8 protein-coding genes are annotated in these 11,728 nt (G+C 37.5%); 5 read left to right on the top strand and 3 right to left on the bottom strand.

What is annotated here, in order from left to right; genetic code table 11:
• Positions 1 to 111: 111 nt before the first annotated feature.
• The 3 genes from QYS49_RS03300 (at position 112) to QYS49_RS03290 (ending at position 3,372) form a co-directional block, all read left to right on the top strand.
• Positions 112 to 687, top strand: a complete 576-nt coding sequence (locus QYS49_RS03300; protein WP_308350215.1) for an RNA polymerase sigma factor — start codon at positions 112 to 114, stop codon at positions 685 to 687.
• Positions 674 to 2,044, top strand: a complete 1,371-nt coding sequence (locus QYS49_RS03295) for a TonB family protein (RefSeq protein ID WP_308350214.1) — start codon at positions 674 to 676, stop codon at positions 2,042 to 2,044. Before QYS49_RS03300 ends, QYS49_RS03295 begins: the two co-directional genes overlap by 14 nt.
• A 332-nt stretch (positions 2,045 to 2,376) precedes the next feature.
• Complete coding sequence (locus tag QYS49_RS03290) at positions 2,377 to 3,372, top strand: DHH family phosphoesterase (protein WP_308350213.1); 996 nt, start codon at positions 2,377 to 2,379, stop codon at positions 3,370 to 3,372.
• A gap of 51 nt (positions 3,373 to 3,423) precedes the next feature.
• Here the strand turns inward: QYS49_RS03290 and QYS49_RS03285 are convergent, their stop codons facing one another.
• Both QYS49_RS03285 and QYS49_RS03280 read right to left on the bottom strand, forming a co-directional pair.
• A complete protein-coding gene (locus QYS49_RS03285; RefSeq protein WP_308350212.1) occupies positions 3,424 to 3,810 on the bottom strand; it encodes a response regulator in 387 nt (128 codons plus the stop codon).
• Positions 3,811 to 5,586 (bottom strand): PAS domain-containing protein, encoded by a 1,776-nt coding sequence (locus QYS49_RS03280; protein WP_308350211.1) that lies wholly within the window; start codon positions 5,584 to 5,586, stop codon positions 3,811 to 3,813.
• Between the two features lie 267 nt (positions 5,587 to 5,853).
• On the opposite strand from QYS49_RS03280, the gene QYS49_RS03275 reads away from it, so the two are divergent.
• The gene (locus QYS49_RS03275) at positions 5,854 to 10,386 is read left to right on the top strand and encodes an ATP-binding cassette domain-containing protein (protein WP_308350210.1); all 4,533 of its coding nucleotides are present in this window, start codon (positions 5,854 to 5,856) and stop codon (positions 10,384 to 10,386) included.
• Positions 10,387 to 10,395: 9 nt separating this feature from the next.
• On the opposite strand, the gene QYS49_RS03270 is transcribed toward QYS49_RS03275, so the two are convergent.
• Entirely contained in the window at positions 10,396 to 11,184 is a 789-nt protein-coding gene (locus tag QYS49_RS03270; protein ID WP_308350209.1) for a transposase, read from the bottom strand.
• Between the two features lie 105 nt (positions 11,185 to 11,289).
• On the opposite strand from QYS49_RS03270, the gene QYS49_RS03265 reads away from it, so the two are divergent.
• Positions 11,290 to 11,661, top strand: a complete 372-nt coding sequence (locus tag QYS49_RS03265) for a hypothetical protein (protein WP_308350208.1) — start codon at positions 11,290 to 11,292, stop codon at positions 11,659 to 11,661.
• Positions 11,662 to 11,728: the final 67 nt, after the last annotated feature.

The raw sequence follows: 11,728 nt of genomic DNA, 5'->3' as shown, positions 1-11,728 counted from the left end.
GTACATGGATAAAATTTTGCAATTTAGTTTTGACTTAAAATGAGAATTCCAGATTTCTGTATTTTATTGAGTTATAAAAAATTAACTTAGCAACTTCCACAGCATCATTGAGTGACAGATAAAAACGACATACAAGAAGAAAAACAATTGCTTGAACAATTCCGAGAATCTCAAGATCTTGATCTGTTGGGCAAACTATATAAACCTTATATGCATCTGGTTTACGGAGTTTGTCTAAAATATTTGAAAGACAAAGATTCAGCCCAAGATGCTGTGATGGCTATTTTTGAGGAGTTAGTGATAAAAATTCCCAAGCACGGGGTAGAAAACTTTAAAAGTTGGCTTTACGTGCTATCCAAAAACCATTGTTTAATGGAATTGAGAAAGCAAAAACGGCAAAAAACGGATAATTTTGATTTTTCAGACCTTGAGCTTATGGAAAATGGGCAATGGAAGCATCATGAAGAAGACTACACTGTTAAGGAAGACAATCTGGAAAGATTGACTGCATGTATCGCGCAATTAAAAAAAGAACAAAAGCGATGTGTGGAATTGTTTTACTTAGACAAAAAGAGTTATCAGGAGATTACGGATAGTACCTCTTACGAATTAAAGAAAGTGAAAAGCTACATACAAAATGCAAAACGTAATTTAAAACAGTGCATGGAACAAAGTGAAGAAAGATAAAAACCATATTGACCCTAATTGGGAATTTAGCATAGAAAAAATGCAAGCTTATGTTAATGGCACTTTAAGGCCTGAAGAACAACATCAAGTTGAAAAATATTTGCTGAGTCACCCTTTTGAGGCAGAGGCCATGGAAGGTTATTTGGAAAATCCAGAGGCACTGCATGATTTGCCAAGCCTTAAAGCTAATTTGCAGGCTAGAACTACTCCTAAGCAAGAACAACGAACAATACCTTTTTGGAGAAAAGCATTGCCTTTTGCTGCCGTCTTTTTATTGCTAATTATTTCCAGCGTACTCATTATTATGTGTTTTCAGCAAGATGAATCATTTACTCCCTTGGCTATTAAATCGGAAGAGGCCATAAAATTTGATGATTACGAAAACCCAGCAAACCCTCCCATCCCTGTTCAAGATGAATCAAGAGAAAAGGAATCTGAGAATCTACCAAAAGCAATGGTTAAAAGTAATGATTCTGAAAGTAAACAAGAAATAGAATTGCCTATCAAAACAGTCGAAGATGCTGAACGCATTGCTCAAAAAGAATCGATTAGTATTGAGGAGGATTTAATTGTATCGGAAACTGCTGTTCCTTATGAAGACAGCTTTCAAGAGTTTAATAAAGACTCGATGGCGGGAAAGGTAGCAGAAATTGAGACCGATCAAAACAAATCTTCAGTAGCAAGAAGTAAAAAGGCCAATGAATTGGCATCTTCTATTGCTCCCACCAATGAGCAAACGGATCAAGGAGATAAGAGAAAAGTTGCTGTCTCCCAAAGGATTTCAGGAGAAGTGCTAGATGCTGAAACGGGAGAGGCTATTCCAGGAGCTAATGTAATTCTCAAAGGTACTTCCATAGGCACTAGCACTGATCTAGATGGTTCCTTTGAGATTGCAGCAAATTTAAACGATGTACTCATTGTGAATTTTATAGGCATGGAACAGCAAGAATTTGTTGTGAGTAAAGAAGCGGAAAATAAAATATTTCTAAACACTGATGTAGCTCAATTAAGCGAAGTAGTCGTTACAAGTATCGGCCAAGAGAAAGAAGAAGACAATACCTACAGTGGAGCAAGGCCTAGAATGGGTTTTTCTGATTACCGTGATTATCTCAAAGATAATTTAAGATATCCTCCCAAAGCACTAGAGGCAGGTACAGAAGGAAAGGTCAGATTAAAATTAAGTATCAGTGCAACCGGTAGCATTACGGAAGTTGAAGTTATAAGAGGACTAGGAGATGGCTGTGATGAAGAAGCAATCCGTTTAATCATGGAAGGCCCAAAATGGGAACCTGCTAAAAGAGGAGATACTCCCATGGAATCAAGCAAGAAAATTTCAGTTCGGTTTAAAATTAATTAAAACATCTTCTTTTGTGGAAAGGCCTCTTAAATTGTAATTTCGTAAAAAATTTGTAGAGACACAATGCCTGTAAAGACGCAATGCATTGCGTCTCTGCCACATGATCTTTACCAAATTAAATCAAATGCACATCAAAAACACCCACCAAAATAATCTTAAAAATATTAATTTATCAATTCCTGGAAATCAACTAGCTACAAGGCCTAAGCCTAATAATAGTATTTTACCGCAAGTAAGTCTAGCGGCTTTTCGTAAAAGCTAAGAGGTGCCCATTAAAATCCATAACTTGCAGACTATTTTTCAGTCGGAATCTGATTATAAAAATCTTTTACATGAATATATACTTAAAAATCGCAGCTGAAATAAAGGCTGCCAACAACATTATCATCACTTCTCACAAATCTCCTGATGGAGATTCAGTCGGGAGTTCTCTTGGTCTTTTACACTTTATTGAAAAGCTTGGGAAAACTGCAACGGTTTGTCATCCGGATCCTGCGCCAAAGTTTTTGCACTGGCTGGATACTTCCTCTTTTTTGGTGATGACGGAACAGCCCGAAGCTGTCACTAAGGCCTTTGAGGCAGCCGATCTGATCTTTTGTTTGGATTATAATGCATCTAATAGAATTGGTTCAGAGATGCAAGCCCTTTTAGAGGCAAAAGACTGTAAAACCATCATGATTGACCATCACCTGGCTCCGGAATTGCCGGCCACTTTGAGTGTTTCGGAAACAACGGCCTCTTCCACTGCAGAGCTGATTGTAGAGCTCATAGAAGAATCAGGCCATGGTGATTTACTTGATCAATCCATCGGCACCCCATTATACTTGGGCATATTAACCGATACCGGGAGTTTTCGCTTTCCTTCTACCACGCCACGAACACATGAAGTATTGGCAAAGCTGCTAGCCTCTGGGGTAGAGCAGCACTTGATTCACGAAGCATTAAGTGATAATAATACCGCTACTAAATTGAGGCTACAAGGATATGCCATGAGCAAAAAAATGGAAATACTAGAGGACTACAATGTTGCGATTATTTCCTTATCCAAGGAAGAACTAAGCGAATATCAGTACCAAAAAGGAGATACCGATAATTTAGCTAATCAAGCCTTATCGATTCAAGGCATGAAAGCGGCTATTGTATTTACCGAACGAGATGGAATCATGAAAATATCCTTCCGTTCAAAAGGCGAAGAAAACGCAGTAAATATACTTGCCTCTGAACACTTCAATGGAGGTGGACATGCTAATGCAGCAGGAGGAATGAGCGAGCTAGGTGTAGAGGAAACAATGGAAAAGATAAGGGGTTTGATTCCTGAATACTTTTAAGTCTAAAAGGTATGATTTGCAAAGGCCTCCGACCTTTCATTTCCTTTTTGCTCAATTCAATTCCAAGATCTTTCTAAGATCATCTATTTCTAATGGTTTGTGATAAAATCCAGAAAGATAATTGAACTGTTTACTTTTTGATATGTCACTTTCATCGGTGGATGATGAAACCAAGTATATTTTCAAAGTCGATAGTTTGTAATAGTTTTGATTTTTTATCTCTTCTAAAAACTCCCAGCCATTTAAAATGGGCATATTTATATCAAGCAAAACAATAATCTCTTTGTTGGAATTCTCTACTTCTTTTAACTTAGCTAAACCAATTTCACCATTATCACATTCTGTAATTTGCAATTCAGGTAGTATATCTTCCAACATTGATGAAACGATCATTCTATAAATAGAGTCGTCATCGATTATAAATAATTCTTTTTCCATTTAATTAGGCTCCTCTTTGATAAAGTCATTTGCTTCTTTAATTATTTTCTTTACAATGTCATCTAATTCTTGGGTCGACTTTTTCAAATGATCTAACCAAGCCAATAAGTCTTTGCTTAAATCCTCTTTATTTTCTAACAGATTAATTATTCCTAATATTCTAGATAAGGGAGTCCGTACAATATGCGACTGCGTCCAAGCTATTTCCCTTAACTTTTCATTAGAGTGTTCTAATTCAAAGGTGTGTTTTTTTAATTGTTGATTAAGGTCTTTCAATAGCTCTTCGTTTTTTGCTTGCTCGGTTACATCTAGCGCTACAGAATTGAAAAGAATGGTTCCATCAGATCCAAATTTAGGTATACCTGAACCTTGGATTATCCGTTTTTCGCCATCTGGTCTTAGAATTCTATATTGAATGGACCATTGGGTCATGTTTTCAATTGACTCTTCGATACTTTTTTTAACGGCCTCCAAATCACCTCCTGCTTTGATTTGATCCCAAACCAAATCAAGGTCATTCATAACTTCCTCAGGGGTATAGGACCAAATTCTTTTAGAACCCTTACTCACATACCTAAACTCATCCGTTCCATCTGGTAAAAGCAGGTATTGAAAAACCACTCCAGGGATATTGTCTGATAAACTTTGTAGTCTGACGTTAGCTTCTTTAAGGTCAGTTATATCCTGAAAACTACCGATAAACTTCACGCATTTTCCCTCAACGTACTCCGGACTTGCTATTACCCTTATCCATTTTTCTTTCTTACTCTTAGATATTATAGCAGCTTCATAATCCAAATAACCCCCTTCTTTGATCGCTTTGAAGATCACATCTGAAACAAATGATTTATGTTCTTCCTTATAAAAATCAATGGCGCGTTCTACACTTGGTACGAAAGTACTTGGGTCCGTTTCGTGCAAACGATGCACTTCATCTGACCAAAACAGGTCATCTTTAATCAGGTCGTATTCCCAGCTCCCAACCTTGGCAAGATTACTTGCTTGTTTATTGAGCTGTTTTAATTTTTTCTCCTCAGTAATGTCCTTAGCCGTGGCGGTAATAACCCCTTCATTCGAATCAGCATTGCAGTACCAGCTGAGCCAAGTAATATCGCCTCTTTTAGTAAGATAGCGATTTTCAAATTTAACGATGGTTTCCCCTGCCTCCAAACGACTTAATTCCTTTGTCGTATTGTCTAAGTCATCAGGATATATGAACTTGCTTAAGTTTTCTTGTAAAAAATCTTCTTCTTTGTAACCTAAAAGGCTGCAGCCAGCTTTATTTATCTTTAGGATTCTACCGCTAAAGTCCGTAAGGCAGAGAATACCTGGGATCGTTTCAAATAAATTATTTAATTCTTTTTCTTTAGTTCTTTGTGGGATAATATGCCTGTCCTTAGCCACCAAATTACTCTCAGCTAAGCTAATCTCTTTTGCGTGGCATGCTACTGCAAAATATTTATTTTCTCCATTAGTTATTGGTTCGAAAGTTATTTGGTAATAGTGAGTTTCGTTTATTTTTTTATTTTCGAATTGCTCCTCTATTACAACTCTTTCTCCATTAAGCGCACGATCATAACATGTTCTCCATGATCTTTTATGATCCTTGCTGATGTTTCCCAAGAAAACAATTTTATTCAATTGCTTTTCTCCCCCCTTCATTGTAAAGCTTTGAAAGGCATTGTTGGCATAGACCAAATGATAATTACTATCGACCATCCAATGAGGCTCGCTAGACTGTTGTAAAATAATATTTGCCAGTTGTATTTGATTCATATATCTAAAAAACCAACCTATTTATAATGACACTATTAAAAAATTAGATATCCCTAACTGCTCAATTTAGTTCTTAAATTATAATTAAACGTTATTTTTTATAAAATAATTAAGTTACCCAATATGTCTCACATAATCAAAACTAATCTATTTAGATGAGGGGGTTTAGTTTAAAGTCTAAATAGATTAATTAATGGCTTAAGCTAAAACATCAAAATCTTTTTAAGTTTACCCTACAAAAGCAAGCTCTAAAAAAGGATCGCATTTATGAAGATAGTAAACGCCCATCAAAATAATCTCAAAAACATAAACTTATCAATTCCTGAAAACCAATTGATTGTGGTGACCGGTTTGTCGGGATCGGGGAAATCCTCTTTGGCGATGGGCGTAATTGCCAATGAAGGATATCGCTATTTTTTGGAGAGTCTTCCTGCCTATGGGCAACAGAATGGGCAATTAATACCCACTGCGGAGGTGGATGACATTCAGTATTTGCCCCCAGTTATTAAGGTGGAACAATCGAAGCGTTTTCAGTCCATCAATGCTACTTTTGGTACGCTCTCCGAATTGACAGCTATCTTCAGAATTTTATTTGCGCGCTATTCCGCTAATGAGACCATGAGCAAATCCCTCTTTTCTTTTAATCATCCTAAAGGAGCCTGTGAGAAATGTCATGGAATTGGTCAGGCAGAATATATTGATCTCGATAAGTTGATCGGAGATGAAAACAAAACCTTGAGGGAAGGTGCCATCGTCACCACCTTGCCCACTGGTTACATTGTGTATTCTCAGGTAACAGTGGAGGAATTAAACAAAGTCTGTAAAGCGCATGGTTTTAGTGTGGACATTCCATGGAAAGAGCTCACGGATGAGCAAAAAGATGTGATTTTAAATGGAAGCGATCGCATCAAAGTATTTTATGGGAAGCATGATTTAGAATCGCGACTCAGATGGGAAGGCTTCAAAGCAAAACCACGTGAAGAACACTTTTATCAAGGAATACTTTCGGTTATGAAAGACATCTTGAAAAGAGATAGAAATAAAAATATCCTCAAATTTGTCAGCTCTGAAACTTGCCCTGATTGCATGGGAGCACGAATTAAACCAGAGCATCTGAAGTATGAATGGAAAGGATTGAATTTTCAGGGATGGATGGAGATTCCACTGCATAATCTATATGCTCAATTGAAAAATCAAGACTTATCAGCAGGAGAAAAAGTATTGGTTGATAAGATTTGTATTCAATTGCATGATTTGATTCGATTGGGAATGGGAGAATACCAATTAAGTACACCAAGTACTGATATTTCCTCCGGTGATGCACAACGAATCAAATTAATCAAGCAAGTAAATAGCAGCTTACAAGGTATTTTATATGTTTTTGATGAGCCATCCATTGGGTTATCAGAAGAATACCAACTCTATTTGCGTCATATCCTAAAGCGATTGATTAGCCGAGGAAATACGGTGATGGTAGTGGAACATGACCTCAATTTTATCCAGTCTGCGGATTGGGTTGTGGAATTAGGACCGGAAGCGGGTGTACATGGTGGAGAAATAGTTTTTAATGGAAAACTTCAGGACTTTTTAAATTCCAATGATATTTCAAGTCCAACATTATCAGAACTGAAAGCAGCCAAAACAAAATTTATCGAGTTACCTAGAACTGAATCTGAAGACAAATTTCAAGCCAAGCCAAAGGGTCTGTCTGTAGTCAGCAGAAAGACGCCTCAATTTCTTAAAATCATAAACAATTTTTGTGAAAAGGAAGAATTAAACCTCCTCACAGTATCCGATCAACCAATTGGCAAAACGCCCCGAAGCAATCCTTCTACTTATACAGGTTTGGCGGATAAAATACGGGATTTGCTAGCGAAAACTCCTGAGGCAAAATCATTAAAATTGGCAAAAGGAGCCTTTTCTTTTAATAACAAAAGTGGTAGATGTGAAAGCTGTGAAGGGGCCGGGGTTATCACGCTTTCCATGAATGTCATGGGCTCGATCAACCAGATCTGCCCAGTTTGTAATGGCAAGCGATTTAAGCCTGAGGTATTACGAGTGCATTGGAACGAAAAAAATATCGCAGATATATATAATTTGAGCATTGAAGAAGCTTATGAATTCTTCTCTGAAGAAAATCAAATCACTTCCATTCTGTCTTTAATGCTGCAATTGGGACTCGGGTATATCAAATTGGGACAACCTTCCAACACTTTATCCGGTGGGGAGGCGCAGCGAATTAAATTGACCAAGCATTTTGCCAAGCCATCAAAAAATACAATTCTTTTACTAGAAGAACCTAGTATTGGATTACATCAGCAAAACGTCAAACAACTACTTGCGGCATTGCATGAATTGAAAAAGCAAACGGCAGGAATTATTTGCTTTGAAAATCATCCGCTTTTTCAATCAGATTGTGATACGCTGGTGGATAATGCACAGAAAGCGGAACCGGTGGATTTCAAAGAATTAGCAGACCAGAAAACCGACCAAATTTCCATCAGAGGTGCAAGAACTCACCATCTAAAAGATTTAGATATCGATTTCCCGAAAAATCAATTATCTGTAGTCACCGGAATTTCGGGTTCGGGTAAATCCTCATTGGTGATTGACACGCTTCATGGCTATGGACTGCAGGAAATGACCAAACAGTTTTCGGCTTATCAACAATCTAGAGTAGGTGTAAATTTCCAGTTTGAAGTAGAGCATATTGCAGGCTTGACTCCAACCATTTGCATCACGCGAAAGGAGAGAAGCTATTCCGAGCGTTCTGATATTGCCAAGCAAACGGGTATAGATAAAATCTTGCGCTTTGCCTTTTCCAGAAAGGCACAATATGAAGGAGAAGAGTTGTCAGCCAGTCATTTTTCCAATAATCATGAACTGGGAAAATGTGCCGTTTGTGATGGTTATGGGGAAGAATTGCTTCCTGATTTGGGTAAAATCGTCTTGGATGAGGAAAAAAGCATTGCCATAGGATTATTTGAGCATAATAAAGCACTGGCCTATTATGGTCAGGCAGGCAGTCAATATATGGCAATATTAAAAGAGGTAGGGCTGGAAAATGGATTCAGCTTGGAAACGGCTTTTAAAGAACTTAGCAATCAACAAAAAAATATAATCTTCCATGGTGCGGGCGATAAAGATTGGAAAGCCAATTGGAATTATAAAACCAAAACCAATCAAGGAACACAGGCAGTAAGTATGAAATGGGAAGGTCTTTTTCACTATCTAAAATCCGAATATTATAAGACCAGGAAGAATAAAAATATAGCACATTTAACCGCACTTTTTGCTCCTGCTGAGTGCAGCCATTGTGAGGGAAGCGGATTAAAACCAGAAAGATTAACTTTTCAAATTGCAAGCAAGTCCATTCACCAAATCAAATCAATGGATTTTAAAAGCTTAGAAAAATGGCTTTCTGCTGATGGTACACTTGATGAGGTAGATCAAAAGCTTATTGAGAAAATAGAACCGCATTTAATCAACACCATCAAGCGAGCAAAACAATTGCATATTGATCATCTTCAGCTGAACCGAAAATCGGCCACACTTTCTGGTGGGGAAAATCAACGAGTAGCATTGATCAAACAGTTAAATAGTCCACTTAAGGGCATCACTTATTTGCTAGATGAGCCTTCTGCAGGTTTGTCAAATGACAATATCCCCGATTTGATCCAAATTCTAAAACACCTGATTAAAAAAGGCAATACGGTGATTGTGATTGAGCACAATAAAGAAATTATATTGGCGGCTGATCAGCTGGTTCAACTGGGGCCTAAAGCCGGAAAGTTGGGTGGATATATTAACTATCAGGGAAGCCCTCAAGATTTCCTGAAAGAACCCGATTGCCATCCTTTTTTGAAAACTAAATCAATTCCAATTAAACTTTCAGATGGAAAGGAATATATTGCTATCCGAAAATTATCGAAACATACGCTTGTCAAAGATGAATTGAATGTGCCGGTTGAGGGTATTACCGCTATTTCAGGAAAATCAGGTATAGGGAAAACCACTTTGGTGAAAGATATCCTGATGCCAAGTATTCAGCAAGGGAAACCGGTAAACTGTGAAAGCATTGAATTTCCTAAAAAATATAAAGAGGTACATTATTTTGAGTCCAAAAAGCTCAGGACATATGCTGCCACTTTATTGGTGGATTATTTAGATCTGCTAAAGGATGTTACCAAGGTTTTTGCAAAAGAAACAGGCCTAAAAGCTCAGGACTTTTCCTATAAATCAAAAAGTAGTCAGTGCCCAAATTGCAAAGGAAAAGGATATGTGGAAACTAGTCTGGATGTAGCCGCCAATTCGATTGAAAAATGTGAAGTTTGCAAAGGACAACGTTATCAAAATCAAATTCTGGAGCATAGCGTTCGGTCGGCATCTATTGCAGATGTTTTAGCAATGAATTTAATGGAATTAAAAGATTGGTTAGCAGAGGAAAGGCCATCTTCAAAAAGCCTCCAATTGATTAATCAACTTGAAAAAATCGGCTTGGCACACCTCCGTTTAGACCAGCCGGTGCAGTCCCTTTCTTCTGGTGAAAAGCAAAGGCTGTTATTGTTGAACTGGCTCCAAAAGCCAACGAAAAACACCCTATATATTTTAGATGAACCCAGCACTGGTTTGCATTATGCGGATATTGATTTGTTGTATGGTATTCTGAATAAGATTGTTGGTAAAGACGGGATGCATGGTGGAGACGCGATGCATCGCGTCTTTACCAATGATATTATAATCATTGATCATAATCCATATTTGTTGGAGATGATTGGGGTTGGGGTTGTGTTGGGGTAAAAACGGTTATTACCAAAACCGATCATCCCGCCAATTTTTGGGGTTATTTTTAATGTATTCCGAAATACGAATAAATGATCGTTTATCACGGATAATATGATCATGAAAACGTTCCTGCCATCCAAAATCAGGATTAATCAATCGTGCACCAACGGTCACCGCAGATTTAAATCCACGCATAATGGAACCCAAATTTTTGGATTGTGGGCCGAATTTATTGGGATTGTGCGTGGGGGCGTGGGTTGGTTTGTGGATGGGGGTAGAGACGCCATGCATGGCGTCTCTACAATCACGGTTCATACCGTTTATCGTATTATACCGATTTTCCCCAATCCCCACAATCCCATGAAAATGATTGGGCATTACCTGATATTCACCCATATACAAATTCATATCGGGTCGTAATTCGAATGATTTTAACCATTCGAATTCTACCATTTTTCCGATATCATTTAAAAACATTTTCTGATTCCTGATTTCACCGAAAAAATGTTGTCTGTTTTTGGTGCAGATGGTTACGAAATAGGTGGCATTGCTGCCATAATCCCAATTTTTTAATCTAGCAGTTGCTATGCGGTACTTGTTCTGAAATTTATGGGACATACTGGTTGAAACTGTTTTGGTTGAAATTTTAATTTCTTTAAAAATGGAGAAAAATGCAATTGGAAAGAAATGAAATTTTATTATTTGGTAGGAAAGAAATGAGGGTATATTAAATCTGTATAATTCTAGAATCAAACACAAACCACTACTTGGGTTATTCCAGTTATTTTTAATATTGCAATGCTTTAAAGGCATGCCTCACAGATTTTTGATTTTAAGGTCTCTGATATTTCATATTTAAAAAAATTCCAACCTATTAAATCCATAAAGTGTCTTTGAAGTATCTTAACCTCAAATAAAATGAACAGAATAATAGCAGTAATGGTAATATTGCTAAGCGTTTTAGCTTGCGAACCGGAAGAAGCAAAAATTTCCCAAGATTGTACTTATACCGCAACGGTAGTGGACTTAGAAGGCTTGGATGGTTGTGGTTTTGTTTTCCAACTTGACAATGGTGATTATTTAGAGCCTATGTGGCGTTGGGGCTGGTGTGCTACTCCACCGCTTCCGAAAGAAGCTACCGAAGATCCATTGTGGGATTTTCAATTCGTAGATGGTCAGCGCGTACGTTTAGGCTTTGAACCTGCCGAAGAAATGGGAAGTATCTGTATGGTAGGAGAACAGGTTTATATTACATGTTTAGAAGTGATTGGAGAAGTAGCTGTTGAATAAACTGCATAAAGCAAAAGCTTGGGCTATGGTAGGCAATTGTAGTTAGTTTCAATTTAGTACAGGTTCA

The sequence above is a fragment of the Marivirga salinae genome, assembly GCF_030503855.1.
Lineage (GTDB): Bacteria > Bacteroidota > Bacteroidia > Cytophagales > Cyclobacteriaceae > Marivirga > Marivirga salinarum.
This window is presented reverse-complemented; position numbering and strand designations above follow the sequence as displayed.

Excerpts from the sequence above, each read along its gene's own strand:
- QYS49_RS03285 (WP_308350212.1), bottom strand. The coding sequence starts at position 3,810 with ATGGAAAAAGAATTATTTATAATCGATGACGACTCTATTTATAGAATG.
- QYS49_RS03270 (WP_308350209.1), bottom strand. The coding sequence starts at position 11,184 with ATGCCTTTAAAGCATTGCAATATTAAAAATAACTGGAATAACCCAAGT.
- QYS49_RS03265 (WP_308350208.1), top strand. The coding sequence starts at position 11,290 with ATGAACAGAATAATAGCAGTAATGGTAATATTGCTAAGCGTTTTAGCT.
- QYS49_RS03290 (WP_308350213.1), top strand. The coding sequence starts at position 2,377 with ATGAATATATACTTAAAAATCGCAGCTGAAATAAAGGCTGCCAACAAC.
- QYS49_RS03280 (WP_308350211.1), bottom strand. The coding sequence starts at position 5,586 with ATGAATCAAATACAACTGGCAAATATTATTTTACAACAGTCTAGCGAG.
- QYS49_RS03275 (WP_308350210.1), top strand. The coding sequence starts at position 5,854 with ATGAAGATAGTAAACGCCCATCAAAATAATCTCAAAAACATAAACTTA.